The organism is Sphaerothrix gracilis Ecp01 (assembly GCF_030405905.1).
GTDB classification, from domain to species: Bacteria; Cyanobacteriota; Cyanobacteriia; order Phormidesmidales; family Phormidesmidaceae; genus Sphaerothrix; species Sphaerothrix gracilis.
Map to the genome: position 1 here is coordinate 34520 of NZ_JASATW010000006.1, position 13984 is coordinate 48503.

Here is a 13984-nt window from a genome sequence, read left to right on the forward strand (position 1 = left end):
AGATGCCGTACGGAACCGTACGATTCGACGCAAATGTCATCAAAACTCGACTAATCTTAATAATTAAGCAAGGATTAAAGAACGCGAATCCCTTGAAATAGCCCCCAGCAGACCTGAGCCAGGCGGTCGAGATCCAGAGTTTCGAGGCGATCGCTGGGCTGGTGATAGTGAGGATTGCGCAGATTGGCCGTGTCCGTGACCAAAATGGCCGCATAGCCCGCATCCCAGAAAGGGGCGTGATCGCTGCGGCGAGTATCGGGCAGCAGTTGGCCTCGCTGTCCGGCGGGGAGCCACCAGGCAGGCACACCAGCCCCAGAGACTTGCCGAGACAGACGGATCAGATCAAAGAGCGATCGCCAATTACCAATTAGCCCAATAAAGTTGCCGCAGTTGGGGAAAAAATACTTCAGTCCGGGAGGATAGCGTTGTGAGCCGGGCCTATCGTCGTAATAGCCCAACATTTCTAGAGACAGCATCAGCCGCAGAGGCTGGCCTGACTGCTGCAGTTGCTCTACGCAGAATTGACTGCCAGCTAAGCCATATTCTTCTAAATCAAAGGCCACTAGCGTTAGCGGCGATCGCCCCGGCTGCCCAGACCAGAGACGGGCCAGTTCCAGCAAAACAGCGACCCCAGAGGCATTGTCATCCGCACCGGGGGAGTTGGGCACCGTATCGTAATGCGCCCCCACCAAGATCGGCCAAGCTGCGGAATTTCTAAACCCATTCTCCTCAGGGACAGCCGCACTCGGCGGCAAATCCAGCCTCCAGTTGATGTGGCTGCGGCCCTGAAACTCAAACTGCTGAGCCTTGACAGACTGCCACTGACCTAGCTGCTGCTGAATATACTGCCGAGCGAACTGGTAGTGAGCCGTGGCAAAAAACGGATCGCGTGGCTGAGACAGTTGCTGTAAATGCGCCTGTAGCTTATCTTTCAGCTCTATTAGGCAAATCTGACTAACCCAAAACTAAATTCAGCGAACTGGCCGACCCTATCACCTATCTGCAATGTCTATCATCAGGGAGATCTGCTGGTCTGTGTTTTAGGTCACACTAGACAACACTTTGTCCTCACAAGGCGATCGCCTAAAGAGCGGTAAAGTCTACCTTGTCCGGGTAAACTCTATTCGGCAGCACCGATCCCAAGCTGACATAAAGTTGATACACTGCTAATCTCTGATTCTGCATCATAGATTACAAAAGTGAGTTTAGACAGTCCTAAGTGAGATCGAATTCCAAATAATAGCAATGAGTTTTTTAGGATTTGTTTGGTTAGCGTCGCTGTTAGGGAGTTTTTTCACTCCCCAGCATCTGACTCAACCTCCCAACAAAGAAGCGCCCCAGCGGTCTTTAATCCCCACTTCTATCGGTCACATCTTGACCCTAGTGGGGCAACACCTCAAACCCAGCGATTCTGTTTTACGAGTTTCAGCAGCCCACAGCTCTTACACGCCACACGGAAGCTTTTTGGGCAGCTCCACAGCATTTTCTAGCCAGCCCGCCGTCTCTTCCAGTTACCTTTTACATCCAGATTCGGCCTCATCCGGTAATTTTTCAACTTTCTTAACTGTTGGAGAAGACTACTCGCCCCCTGTCCAGGCTTGGTTTCAAGGGTTTGAGCGGCTGATTGTCCGGGCAAAGCTGATTGAGAACGCGGCGTTTGCGAGCGCAGATGTGGTATCCCCACCCGTCGGCCAAGACGCTTTGGCGTTTGATCCTGGGGCTGCTATCTCTCTAGAGCAGCCTGAAGAGGAAGAAAGCGGCGGCGTTCTACTGTCGGGCACAATAGCGCAGGCTTCCACCGTCAAGGCGTCTAGCCTGCAACGCTGGACTTCTATCGCTGATATTCAGGTCATTGAGGCCAATACAAAGTCGGCGACTACCGCAGCCCGTCCATCGTCAGCAAAATCCCGGCAGCTAGCCTTGCTAAAGCAGTGTTCTAAGTGGCGTCCTAGTCATGCTGCTGAGCGCTCCCGGAATCAGGCAGTGCATCAAATCTGGGTGAAAGGGCGTCTAATAGGCGGCCTGCCCGATGAAGCCCAGGCTTATCAGCTCGCCAATAGACTACGGCACCTGCTGCAAGAGCAAGTTTTGCGACCTGAAGCCCTGAAGCTCGGACGCCTGAAGGGCAGTCCGGCAGTCCGGATAGACAACGAGATCCTTTTTGCCACCGATGAGCTAGCGGCAGACTTAGAGCAGCAGCAGTGGCTGGCGATTAAGTGGGTGGATCAGCTACGCATGGCTCTCGGCGGTGAGCCACTGGATTTAGGATCAATTCAGGCGTTTTTAGCAGGTTTGACTGAGAGCCAAGATCAGTTCTATGGCACCGCTTCCTGGTACGGCCCCTACTTCCACGGTCGGCAAACCGCAACTGGCGAAATCTTTGACCAAAATGCCCTCACAGCCGCTCATAAAACCCTGCCTTTTGGCACCCGTCTAAAGATTACCAACCGCCTGAACGAGCGCAGCGTGGTAGTCCGCATTAACGATCGCGGCCCTTACATTGGTCAGCGCTCTATTGATCTATCACGCGCCGCCGCCCGCTGCTTGGGCAGTGAGGGGACTGGCGTTATTCCCTATGAGGCGGTGATTTTACAGCCTGTACCCGAAACAACGGGGGCCGAAGAAACGCTTGACGCCTCCAATCGCCGCCGTGAACTACAGGCTCGGCGGTAGGGCGTTTCTATGAAAAACCCCAGCGGTCAAGCAGCATGAGGGTGTGCTGGCAGAGCTGGGGTAGTCAAGTCATTCTCCTGCTTTGAGGATGCCCACTTGGCTAGGGTAAGCAACAGGCTAGAGCGGGAGATTAAACTACAGCCTGCCACAGCAGAAAAGCCCCCATGCCGACAATAATTGTCAGCAGCAGATTTTTGCGCCAAAGTCCTACAGCGAGTGCGGCGATCGCCCCGATGAGGCGCGGATTGTCTAGTCCTAGCCAAACTGCGTTCTCCTCAACTAGCACCGCAGGCACGACAATTGCAGTCAGCACCGCTGGCGGCACGTAGTTGAGAGCCTGCAGCAGGCGCGGCGACAGGGTGAAGCGTCCGCTCATGGCCAGTAGCGGATAGCGAATTAAAAAAGTGACTAGGGCCATACCGCCAATCAAAGCGATTTCCGGCATCATTGGGCTTGCCCTCCTGGCTTGAGTTGGCTTTCAGTAAGCATGCCGGTGGTCACGCCCGCGATCGCCGCTACGATCAGTCCGAGCTGGTGCGGCAGCGATCGCGCCGCTACAGCCGTCACTCCGGCCACAACGACGGTCGCCACCATAGGGCGATTCGTCAGGTAGGGAATCGTCATACCGATAAAGGTCGCCACCATAGCAAAGTCCAGCCCCCAAGCAGCGGCATTGGGGAGGTTTTGGCCTAGAGTAAGTCCCAGCAGAGTGCTGAGCTGCCAGTTGCCGTACATCGCCAAGGCCGAACCCAGATGGAACCAGTGTTTGTAAGGGGAGCGATCGCCTTGACGATAGCGCTGAATTGCCACCATGAAGGTTTCATCAGTGAGCCAAAAGCCCAGCCCTAGCTTCCAACTTTGAGGCAGCGTCTTTAAATAAGGCACTAGCCCCACTGAATAGAGCAGGTGCCGCAGATTCACCACCCAGGTCGTCAGCACAATGAGGCCAACGGGCGTACCCGCGCCCAGCAGCCCCAAGGCAATGAACTGAGAAGACCCGGCAAAGACAAAGGCTGACATGGCTAAGGTGCCGACAAAAGACAAACCGTTAGTTTGGGCCAGCGTGCCGAAGATGATGCCAAAGGGAATGGCCCCGACAATCAGAGGAATTGTCTGCCTCGCCCCGGCCCGAAACTCCTGCCAGGGAGACAGTTCAGAAGTATTAGACGCGATCGCCATCATTCACCAGTAGGCTCCAAACCTATCGCTACGCCCCAACTTTAAGCTGGCGGTTCTGGCAGCGTCTTGAACGTTTTTGCAGTTTCTAAGCAGAGAAAAGAAGGGCGATTTGCTAGCAGCCTGCCTGATACTGCCCCGGCGTTACCCCGACCCATCGTTTAAAGTGCCGGGTTAAATGACTTTGATCGGCAAAGCCGGTATCAGCTGCCACCACGGCCAGCGGTACACCCGTGGCAATTAATCGCTTAGCCTGCTGCACCCGCACTTGAATCAGGTATTGGTGGGGCGGCAGCCCCCACTCGCGCCGAAACAGTCGCAGCAGTTTGAGCGGCGGCAGGTTGACGGTTTGGGCTAGCTGATCCAGGGTGATGGGGTCTAAATAGTGATCGGTTAAATAGGCTCTGGCCTGCTGGGCCAGTGGGCGATCGCGGTGGGTTTTAGCAATGGGCGATCGCGTGTCGCCGTATTGCTGCACCATGTAGCTGGCTAGCCACAGCCACTGGGATTCCCGCGCCAGCGGGTCAGCCTCTTGTTCTAGCATGTGATGAAATATCCGAAACTGTTGCACCAAGGCGCGATCGCAAATAACAGGCTTTGCAAAGAAGGGCACCTGAGTGGCTGGTAGGTTTAGGGCAGCGGCGGCCTGCTGCATCAGCGCAACGGGGGGATAGATCATGCGGTAGCGCCAGCCGTCCTCCTGACCGGCATAGCCCGTATGCACTTCACCTGGATGAATCACCACCAGTGCCCCGGCGGGAGCCTGATGGGTACTGCCGCGATAGGCAAAGGCTTCGACTCCCGACTCAATCACGCCGATGGCGTACCCTTCGTGGCTGTGGCGGCTAAAGGAATGGGTAATGTAGGTTGCCTTGAGCACCTCCATTCCAGCAAGGAGGCGATCGCGCCAAAAGGTAACTGATTCTTGTCTCATGTCTAGGTGCCTATGCTAGCAAAGGCAGTTGTTGCAGAATCTCTTCAGTTGACAAAATTGTGGCATATTCACCCGATAGGTTTGCTAAGGACATGGCGTGAACCGCTGCGGCTGGATGCCATGTGCCGTCAAAGTCAGCTCTGCCGAAGGTAAATGTGGCATCAGCTACTACCAGGGTCGTGAAGCCCAAGTCGCCTGTCTGACCGGGACGATAGGGGGAATCAGGCTCTGTTGACATGTGTTTGACGTGCAAAACAGGCATTTGACTCTGCCGCCAGGCGGCGAGGAGCTGAACGATATTGGCCTCAGCTTGCGGATTATTGCGATCGCCCCATCTTGGATCATCGATCGCCTTTTGCAGGTCAATTAGTAAAAGCAGTGAGTTGCGGCTGAGGAGAGTCATTGCAGCTTTTGAGACTCCAAACTATATCAGCTTGGCCTATTTCAATTTTTCAATTTGTTCTCTAAACCATAAGGCTGTAGCAGTATTGGAGCGATCGCTCAACTGTTCTAGGGTGGTTTCTAATAGTGATGCTGTTAGCCCAGTCAAAAGAGTTGACTGAGCAACTTCTGTATACGTACCATCCGCTCGCAGGCAAAACATAAAAACCTGACAGCCTAACGCTTACCAATTAGCTTATCGCGCAGGTTTTTAATGCGATCGCGGTATTTAGCCGCTTCTTCAAATTCCAGACTCTTGGCCGCTTCTTTCATCTGCTTTTCGAGCTGGCCGATCAGTTCTGGGATATCTTCTAGGGGCATCTCGTCGCTTTGCTCATAAACTTGCTCTAGCTCCTGAGCGTTGAGCTTACGGGAGACTTCTAAAAAGGCCAGAATCGCGTTTTGCTTGCGGCGAATAATCGGCTTAGGCACGATGCCGTGTTCTTCGTTATAGGCAAGCTGAATAGCGCGGCGGCGATCGGTTTCTTCAATCGTGCGGGCCATACTATCGGTGAGGTTGTCGGCATAGAGAATGGCCTGTCCCTGGACGTGACGGGCGGCGCGGCCAATGGTTTGAATCAGCGATCGCTCGGCCCGCAAGAAGCCTTCTTTGTCAGCATCGAGAATCGCTACTAGGGACACCTCTGGCAAATCCAGTCCTTCCCGCAGCAGGTTCACTCCCACCAGCACGTCAAAGTTGCCGTCTCGCAGATCTTGCAAAATCTCAATCCGCTCAATCGAGTGAATTTCTGAGTGCAGGTAGCGCACCCGCACCCCATGCTCATCAAAATATTCTGTCAGGTCTTCAGCCATGCGCTTGGTCAGCGTCGTCACCAACGTCCGTTCCTGCCGCAGCACCCGCTCTTTGATTTCACCCAGCAGATCGTCCACCTGGCCGTCCGTAGGCCGAACAAAAATTTCTGGATCCACCACCCCCGTGGGTCGAATCACCTGCTCAGCCACCCGGCCAGTGCCGTTGATGTAGCTTTTTTTCTCGTTTTTGCCGTTGAGCTTAGTTTCCAGCTCGCCCCCGGACTGCTCTAGCTCCCAGGTACCCGGTGTCGCTGACACAAAGACACACTGGTTCACCTTTTGCCAAAACTCTTCTGCCTTTAGCGGGCGGTTGTCGGCAGCGCTGGGCAGGCGGAAGCCGTGATCGATCAGCACCATTTTGCGGGAGCGATCGCCGTTATACATGGCGTGGATCTGAGGAATGGTGACGTGGGATTCGTCAATCACCAGCAGCCAGTCTTTAGGAAAGTAGTCCAGCAGACACTCTGGCGGTGAACCGGGCAGTCGAGCCGCTAAGTGACGGGCGTAGTTTTCAACGCCGTTGCAGTAGCCGACTTCTTTGAGCATTTCCAGGTCGTAGCGGGTGCGCTGCTCTAGGCGCTGGGCTTCTAGCAGTTTGCCCTCAGTTTCTAGTTCTTCCAGGCGATCTTTCAGCTCGGCTTCAATATTGAGACATGCCTGCTCTAGCTTTTCATCGGGGGTGACGAAGTGCCGCGCCGGGTAGATATTTACCGCTTCCATGCTCTGAATCGTGGTGCCCGTAATCGGGTCGATGTAGCGGATGGCGTCAATCTCATCGCCAAAGAACTCGACGCGGATTACCCGGTCTTCGTAAGCGGGGCCAATTTCTAGCACGTCGCCCTTGACCCGAAATCGGCCTCGGCCTAAGTCTAAGTCATTGCGGGTGTACTGCACTGAAGCCAGATCTCTTAAGACCTGTCGCTGATTCACCTCCATGCCCACCCGCAGCGGAATCGAGGCTTTCAAATACTCAGAAGGAATGCCCAAACCGTAAATGCAGCTAATAGAGGCCACCACAATCACGTCTTTGCGCTCAAACAGCGATCGCGTGGCCGAGTGCCGCAGCATGTCGATTTCTTCGTTGATGGAAGCGGTTTTGGCGATGTAGGTATCAGTGACCGGGATGTAAGCTTCTGGCTGGTAGTAGTCGTAATAGCTGATGAAGTATTCCACTGCGTTGTCGGGGAAAAACTCCCGCAGCTCGTTGCAGAGCTGGGCTGCCAGGGTTTTGTTGTGGGCTAGCACCAGCGTTGGCTTGCCAATCTGGTCAATCACCCGCGCCATTGTGTGGGTTTTGCCGGTACCCGTGGCCCCCAGCAAGGTCTGGTAGCGATGACCCTGGCTGAGGTACTGAGAAAGCTGGGCGATCGCTTTGGGCTGATCGCCTAGAGGCTCAAACGGCGCTTGAATGTTGAAGTCCATAGCAGCTTGGGAATGAAAGAGTCTGAAACGCAGCGGAGTCGGGTCTAGGACTGACTGTTTGTACTCCTCTCTTATCATGACGAATTCAGCCGCATTTGCCTGTCATCTAGCCATCAAAATCCCGGCAGATAACCGAACTTTATGCCGCCATAATAGGAGTATTGCAGTTTGAGGAAAAAGCCGATGACCTCAATGACTAATCCAATTTGCTGGACAGTCAGTGATTTAGAAGGCTTTCCCGATACGGGCAACCGTTACGAAATTATCGCGGGAGAACTGCTGGTGACTCGTGCGCCTCACCTAGGACATCAGGATGTAATCGGACTAATGTATGCCGCTTTGCTGCAATGGTCGCTTCAGTCGGCAGCTGGCAAACCCTATATCTCTCCGGGAATAATTTTTGCTGAGACGGATGCGGTAATTCCCGACCTGATTTGGATTAGCCACGAACGACTAGCCCAGCTGATGGATCAGGCAGGACATCTGACAGGTGCCCCTGAACTGGTTGTCGAAGTGTTGTCTAAAACCGAGAAGGATAAAAAGCGCGATCGGGAGACCAAGCTCAAGCTCTACTCGACTGAAGGCGTACTTGAGTATTGGATTGTGGATCGAGACCAGGCCGCGATCGAGGTCTACCGCCGTCAAGAGGGCTTTCTCAAAAAGGCAATGACGCTCTACGCAGCCGACACCCTAACGAGTCCGCTTTTGCCAGAGTTTAATTACTCGCTCAAATCCTTATTTGCAGGGTGTTCCTGAACTGAAAACTCTGACAGTCCTTCTACTTTGAGTTGCTTAGCAGCTTTTAAGCTGCGTTCCGCTTTCTGTAGCAAAGCGGTTTGTTCGGGAGTCACAGCAATATTCCCTCTCGTCGAACATTCATGAAGAAAGGTGTCTGCTCGGTTTCTAGGCGTGAGGCAGACACAAATATTAGAGAAACCAAAACCGCTCTTTCAAGACATAGCTCTGTGATAAAGTCGCTAGTGCGCTTAACTTCCTCTATAAAACTAAATGACTTGTCTAGCGCAACCAATACATCAATATCTGAATCGGTTTCGGCATCCTGCCTAGCTTGTGAGCCAAACAAGACTATTTTTGCCAAACTTCCCTGATACTCGCGTTCTAGATACTGCTTCAGTTCAGCCAGAATTTCCTCAAGGCAGGGGTGAGTCATAGTAAGCCGTTATGTGCACTTGCCCGCGAGTTGGAACAGTTAGGTCGCGATCGCGGTTAGCCTTATTCTCTATAGTTTATAAAGCAGACTCCACTTAGACGTTTGGGCTATGAGAATTTTAAGGCGATCGCTTGTTTCGATTCTTTTGCTAACCGTCAGTACAGGGGCGATCGCGCAAACTGAACCGGTCTCTGTAGAAGGTGACCCCCTAGCCCAGCAGGTTGCCAATCATCTTATCGGCGTGATGGACACCGCCGAGCAGGCAGCCTCCAACCCCGATCGGGTCAGCGTGCAGATGACCACCTGCGAAGCTGAGTTATCTACAGATTTAGGGGAGGGGGGCTATCTGCTTTATCAAGAGCAAGCCCTATCGGAAAAGCTCGATCAGCCCTATCGCCAGCGGTTTCTATGGCTGGTGTCTGCTGTTGATAACCAAGTTGAGTCCCGTGCTTATCGTCCCACAGTACCAGAGCAGTGGATTGGACTGTGCGATCGCCCCTTGGCTGAGCGCCAGGTAGCCGAACTGGGAGACTATACCTGCTCGGTGTTTCTCAACCCCTCAGTCTTAGGCTTCGTGGGGATGACGCCGCCAGCGGGCTGCCCAACCGAGGTGCGGGGCGCAACCAGCATCACCAATACCATCGTGCTGCACAGCCAGGGCATGGACACCTGGGATCGGGGCTTCGACCCTGAGGGCAATCAGGTGTGGGGGGCTGAGGATGAACCGTATCGCTTTCGCTGGCGTGATGAACTGCAGGGCGATCGCTAAAAGCCATAGCTCCAGCGAGCCCGATAGCCCCTAGCATCAATGTGGGTAAAGCTGCTGGCGCTGGCTAGTCCCCCCCGGTTATTCCACCAAGCTTCGAGCTGGCGGTTGACCTGGGGCGGGGCAATTCCCTGGACGACGAAATCGACGGCATCACCACTGAGATGCCGGGATTTGGAAGCACCCCCCACCCGGCGGTTGGTAGCCGGATCACGGTACCAGGAATTAACCTGAATTGGCCGATTGCCCAGATATTCCCGTACCTCTTCCATTACCTCGGCAATCTTAAGAATGCCGTCTACCACCGTGGCATCGACTGGGATGCGACTGCCGTTTTTAGTCGCTTCAGCCCAGCTGAAATGGCCGCCTTCAATGATCGGTTTGCCTAGATACACCATCCCTAGCTTGGGCACATTAATCGACGGACCGGGATCGGGGTCTTCAATTTTGGTGACGGGTTCTTCGGGCTGATCTTGCGGCTTGTTATCGGGTTCAGTGCCCTCTACATGAACGTGGCCCGCAAAGATATACCAGTCGCTACGGTTGTTTTGGCCTAGTAAAACACCATCTGGCAGCTTCACCTTCATATGGTTTGCCTCGGCAGGCTCATCTTCTAAAATTTCTAGGCGAGTGCCCTTGTGAACCGAGAGCTTGTCCTCAGCCCCTAGCTTAAAAGACTGCTGGGGCTGCGTTTTAAAGAGCGTATCGGCCAAAACAATTAGCCGCTGGCCCTGATCGGGCTTAGGCATATCAACAATGCCTTGCTCTTGCAGATAAACCAGCAGGGCTGCCGCTCCAACTTTGTCCGAGTCTTTTGCCAGAACGTTGGTACCCGCCCAGATCCACTCTGATTCGTCACCAGCGCCATCTCGAAAGCCATTCCACAGGTCTAAACCCCACAGATAGGCACCTAGGGTACGGTTGCGGGCTTGATGGTACTGCTTTGCCATCAGCACTTCTACCGCCTTTTTTTCAAACAAGGCAGGTTCTCGAAAATTCCAGTCATGAAAATGCAGCAATCCGGCAAACCACCAGGGAATCCCCGTTGCTTGCTCGACGACTTCATAATGCGATCGCAGTTCTACTAAGCGATCGCCAACGGTTTTAACTTCTGATTCAGCTCCCTGCTTGAGGCGGCAGGACAGGAAAACTTTCTCATACTGAGGCTGCAGAGTTTCTAAGCGCAGATCCATAGGGCGAGCCGATTAGACACGTCCTTATCGTAACCAATCGCTATCACCCAGTCGCTTAAATTATGCAAACAGCGGCTGAAGCCTGTCGGCAAGTGAAATTTTTGTAAACTTCATCTAAGCAGATAGAGACAGACAAGTATTTTTAGCGCATTATTGTCCTGAATGTAGAGCGTTCAAGCCGTGTACCAGGCACCGTAACGAGCCTAGGCACAAACTGGTTGGTATCCATTGCGTTTGGGTTCTCGACCCTAAAACGTCTACTTCTGAGCTGCGGCGTGGATGTAAATGCTGTTACAACTCAGGGTGTAACTGAACTCATGGCTAAGAAAAACGACTATCGCCAATATCTGAAGCAGACGCTCGGTGAGATTATCGATCGCCTAGATCTGGCTGATTTACGCAAAGACTTTTTGAAAAGCCGCTGGCTAGACCAGGTACTCTGGCTAGAAAGTCGGGCCAATAAGGAGCGCAATCGCCACTATTTTCTGAGGATGGTGACGATTGTGGGGGGCGTAATTGTTCCGGCTCTAGTGGGATTGAACAATCAGGGGGATGCCAGATTTAAAGCAGCTTTAGGCTGGACCGCATTTGGCCTGAGCCAAACCGTAGCTATTTCGGCGGCGGTTGAAGAATTTTTTGCCCACGGCGAAAAGTATCGCAACTATCGCAATACAGCCGAGGGCATGAAAATTGAAGGCTGGCAGTTTTTCCAACTGACGGGGCCATACCGAGATTTTGCCTCCCACGACAACGCCTATAAAATTTTTGCCAACCGAGTCGAGCAATACATTCAGCAAGATGTTCAGGGATTCTTAGCTCGCCTGGAAGATAAGCAGGAAGAAGATCAGCAGAAAACTCAGGCAGTGGTAGCTCAAAATAGCGAGCTAGCGCTGAAAGAGTTGAATAGCCGCTTAGAAGAACAGGCCCGGTTCTTTGAGCAAGAACGCCGTCGCCTAGAGACGGAGAAACAGCAAGCAGAGCAAAAAGCACAGACCGCTTCTGAAGCACAGGCCGTTCTATCTAATCCCAACGGAGCCGCGCCCAGCAGCACCGGCCCTGACGACCTGCCAGCCGATTTACCGCCTCTAGGGGCGGCTGCTTTGGTATGGCACGAGGAAATTATCATCCCTGAGCTACCCAAACCCGCTACCAGCCAAAGCGGGCAAAACGGAGCGGCAACGGCGACCAAAGATGTACCTCAGCTCGTCAGCGCTGCAGAAGTCGCCCAGGCGCTGGAATGCCCGCTCTCAGACTGTCAAACTTATTTGCCCGGTATCTTAGAGGCGCTGCAGGAATATGACATTTTAGACAAGAATGTCTTAGTGGGCATGTTGGCAACCGTACGGGTAGAGACGGGCGGCTTTCAGCCGGTTCATGAGTGGGGCGGCGAAAAATACTGGCAGCGCTATGAAGGCCGCAAAGACTTGGGTAACATCAGCCCTGGCGATGGTGTGAAATATCACGGTCGGGGCTATATTCAGCTCACTGGACGGGCCAACTATCGCACCTATGGCAAAAAGCTGGGAGTTGATTTAGAAAATAACCCTGATTTGGCAATGGATCCCCAAGTTTCCGCCAGAGTCTTAGCGTCTTACTTCAAGGATCGGGGCGTGGCAACAGCGGCGCGCGCCGGGGACTGGCGGCGGGTACGGAAGCTGGTCAATGGCGGCTATCACGGCTGGGATGTGTTCTCTCGCTATGTCGATCGCGCAAAAGCAAGGATTGTTTAATGGAAATGGATGAAAAACTAGAGCAGTTGATGAACGAAATTTTGTCGCTCAGAGACCAGATACAGGAGATGCGCAGCATTCAGCAGGCTCAGCAGGAGTCAATTAGCTCGCTGATTGCTCTGTCACAGCAGCAGACCGCTGTCATTGAGCAGCAAAACTCAACCCTGCAGCGCGTAGTGACTAACGGAACCCAGATGCCACTCTAGAATATGCTAAGCGACCTGACCTGGCGAGCACCGCTAGCAGTCTCCCTGGGGGCGATCGCCGGAGCGCTTAGCCGCTATTATCTAACGCTATTTGTGACAGCTCGGCTCGGCGCAGATTTTCCTTACGCCACCTTGATGATTAATCTAACTGGCTGTCTAGGAATGGGACTGGCAGTGACGCTGATTGCCGAACGCTACCCTGACCTGCTGCCAGATCTAAAGCTGCTAGTCACGACGGGCTTTTTGGGAGCCTACACCACGTTTTCAACCTACGGCTTGGAAAGTATTTTTTTGTTCAAAAACTCAACGACGGCGATCGCTAGCCTTTACTGGCTAGGCAGTGCGGGGTTAGGACTGCTCTGTATTCAACTCGGCGCAGCGATCGCTCACTGGCTCAACCGCTAAATACTGACTGAATACTAAAAAGGTGCACCCCCTTAGGAACGCACCTTCTTTTTGGCTCAGTTCTAGCAGCTCAAGGAGCTACACAAAACTAAATTAGCCGTGAATGGCCGGAGCAGTCATTGCCACCGGGGTTGCTTCACCGGCAGAAGCAAGGTCAAGCGGGAAGTTGTGAGCATTGCGCTCGTGCATGACCTCAAAGCCGAGGTTCGCCCGGTTCAGTACGTCCGCCCAGGTGCCAATCACACGACCTTGGCTGTCAATCACTGACTGGTTGAAGTTGAAACCGTTCAGGTTGAACGCCATCGTGCTGATGCCGAGGGAGGTAAACCAGATACCGATTACAGGCCATGCACCCAAGAAGAAGTGCAGCGCGCGGCTGTTGTTGAAGCTGGCATATTGGAAGATCAAACGACCGAAGTAGCCATGAGCCGCCACGATGTTGTAGGTCTCTTCCTCTTGGCCAAACTTGTATCCATAGTTCTGAGACTCGGTCTCGGTGGTCTCACGCACCAGAGAGGAGGTCACCAAAGAACCGTGCATCGCACTGAAGAGCGCTCCGCCAAACACACCGGCTACTCCCAGCATGTGGAAGGGGTGCATCAGAATGTTGTGCTCTGCCTGGAAGACGAACATGAAGTTGAACGTACCAGAGATACCCAGAGGCATACCGTCAGAGAATGAACCCTGGCCCAAAGGATAAATCAGGAAAACCGCAGTTGCTGCAGACAGCGGGGCGCTGTAAGCAACGCAGATCCAAGGACGCATACCCAAGCGGTAGCTCAGTTCCCACTGACGTCCCATGTAGGCGAAAACGCCTGTGAGGAAGTGGAAGATAATGAACTGATAAGGGCCGCCGTTGTAGAGCCACTCATCTAGAGAAGCAGCTTCCCAGATGGGGTAGAAGTGCAGACCGATGGCGTTGCTGCTAGGAACAACCGCACCGGAGATGATATTGTTGCCGTAGATTAGAGATCCGGCTACTGGCTCACGGATACCGTCAATGTCAACCGGCGGAGCCGCGATGAAGGCGATGACGAAGCAGGTGGTGGCAGCT

15 protein-coding genes are annotated in these 13984 nt (G+C 53.5%); 6 read left to right on the forward strand and 9 right to left on the reverse strand.

Annotated elements, in window-relative coordinates:
- Positions 1–74: 74 nt before the first annotated feature.
- A complete protein-coding gene (locus QJQ48_RS07975) occupies positions 75–755 on the reverse strand; it encodes a M28 family peptidase (RefSeq protein WP_346290691.1) in 681 nt (226 codons plus the stop codon).
- Positions 756–1245: 490 nt separating this feature from the next.
- Between QJQ48_RS07975 and QJQ48_RS07980 the strand changes: the two genes are divergently transcribed.
- The gene (locus QJQ48_RS07980; protein ID WP_346290692.1) at positions 1246–2673 is read left to right on the forward strand and encodes a septal ring lytic transglycosylase RlpA family protein; all 1428 of its coding nucleotides are present in this window, start codon (positions 1246–1248) and stop codon (positions 2671–2673) included.
- Between the two features lie 130 nt (positions 2674–2803).
- Here QJQ48_RS07980 and QJQ48_RS07985 read toward each other — a convergent pair whose 3' ends face one another.
- The 5 genes from QJQ48_RS07985 to uvrB form a co-directional block, all read right to left on the reverse strand.
- The gene (locus QJQ48_RS07985; protein ID WP_346290693.1) at positions 2804–3121 is read right to left on the reverse strand and encodes an AzlD domain-containing protein; all 318 of its coding nucleotides are present in this window, start codon (positions 3119–3121) and stop codon (positions 2804–2806) included.
- Entirely contained in the window at positions 3118–3852 is a 735-nt protein-coding gene (locus tag QJQ48_RS07990) for an AzlC family ABC transporter permease (protein ID WP_346290694.1), read from the reverse strand. Before QJQ48_RS07990 ends, QJQ48_RS07985 begins: the two co-directional genes overlap by 4 nt.
- A 112-nt stretch (positions 3853–3964) precedes the next feature.
- Positions 3965–4783, reverse strand: a complete 819-nt coding sequence (locus QJQ48_RS07995; RefSeq protein WP_346290695.1) for an AraC family transcriptional regulator — start codon at positions 4781–4783, stop codon at positions 3965–3967.
- A 10-nt stretch (positions 4784–4793) separates the two neighbouring features.
- A complete protein-coding gene (locus tag QJQ48_RS08000; protein ID WP_346290696.1) occupies positions 4794–5186 on the reverse strand; it encodes a cysteine hydrolase family protein in 393 nt (130 codons plus the stop codon).
- Positions 5187–5401: 215 nt separating this feature from the next.
- Positions 5402–7459 (reverse strand): excinuclease ABC subunit UvrB, encoded by a 2058-nt coding sequence (gene uvrB, locus QJQ48_RS08005; protein ID WP_346290697.1) that lies wholly within the window; start codon positions 7457–7459, stop codon positions 5402–5404.
- 183 nt (positions 7460–7642) lie between these two features.
- Here uvrB and QJQ48_RS08010 point away from each other — a divergent pair, with 183 nt between their 5' ends.
- Entirely contained in the window at positions 7643–8215 is a 573-nt protein-coding gene (locus tag QJQ48_RS08010) for a Uma2 family endonuclease (RefSeq protein WP_346290698.1), read from the forward strand.
- A 91-nt stretch (positions 8216–8306) separates the two neighbouring features.
- Here QJQ48_RS08010 and QJQ48_RS08015 read toward each other — a convergent pair whose 3' ends face one another.
- Positions 8307–8630: a nucleotidyltransferase domain-containing protein gene (locus tag QJQ48_RS08015; protein ID WP_346290699.1), complete on the reverse strand. Its 324-nt coding sequence runs from the start codon at positions 8628–8630 to the stop codon at positions 8307–8309.
- 109 nt (positions 8631–8739) lie between these two features.
- Here QJQ48_RS08015 and QJQ48_RS08020 point away from each other — a divergent pair, with 109 nt between their 5' ends.
- Positions 8740–9399, forward strand: a complete 660-nt coding sequence (locus tag QJQ48_RS08020; RefSeq protein ID WP_346290700.1) for a chromophore lyase CpcT/CpeT — start codon at positions 8740–8742, stop codon at positions 9397–9399.
- On the opposite strand, the gene QJQ48_RS08025 is transcribed toward QJQ48_RS08020, so the two are convergent.
- Positions 9396–10589 carry a D-Ala-D-Ala carboxypeptidase family metallohydrolase gene (locus QJQ48_RS08025; protein WP_346290701.1) on the reverse strand — a complete coding sequence of 398 codons (1194 nt, stop codon included), beginning with the start codon at positions 10587–10589 and terminating at the stop codon, positions 9396–9398. The two genes, QJQ48_RS08020 and QJQ48_RS08025, sit on opposite strands and share 4 nt — an antisense overlap.
- A gap of 317 nt (positions 10590–10906) precedes the next feature.
- Here QJQ48_RS08025 and QJQ48_RS08030 point away from each other — a divergent pair, with 317 nt between their 5' ends.
- From QJQ48_RS08030 to crcB, 3 genes are read left to right on the forward strand one after another with little or no spacing between them, the layout of a single operon-like run.
- Positions 10907–12319 (forward strand): DUF4231 domain-containing protein, encoded by a 1413-nt coding sequence (locus QJQ48_RS08030; RefSeq protein ID WP_346290702.1) that lies wholly within the window; start codon positions 10907–10909, stop codon positions 12317–12319.
- Positions 12320–12324: 5 nt separating this feature from the next.
- A complete protein-coding gene (locus QJQ48_RS08035) occupies positions 12325–12525 on the forward strand; it encodes a hypothetical protein (RefSeq protein WP_346290703.1) in 201 nt (66 codons plus the stop codon).
- 3 nt (positions 12526–12528) lie between these two features.
- The gene (crcB, locus tag QJQ48_RS08040) at positions 12529–12930 is read left to right on the forward strand and encodes a fluoride efflux transporter CrcB (RefSeq protein WP_346290704.1); all 402 of its coding nucleotides are present in this window, start codon (positions 12529–12531) and stop codon (positions 12928–12930) included.
- 93 nt (positions 12931–13023) lie between these two features.
- Here the strand turns inward: crcB and psbA are convergent.
- The coding region (gene psbA, locus QJQ48_RS08045; RefSeq protein WP_346290705.1) for a photosystem II q(b) protein at positions 13024–13984 on the reverse strand (961 nt) is incomplete at its 5' end.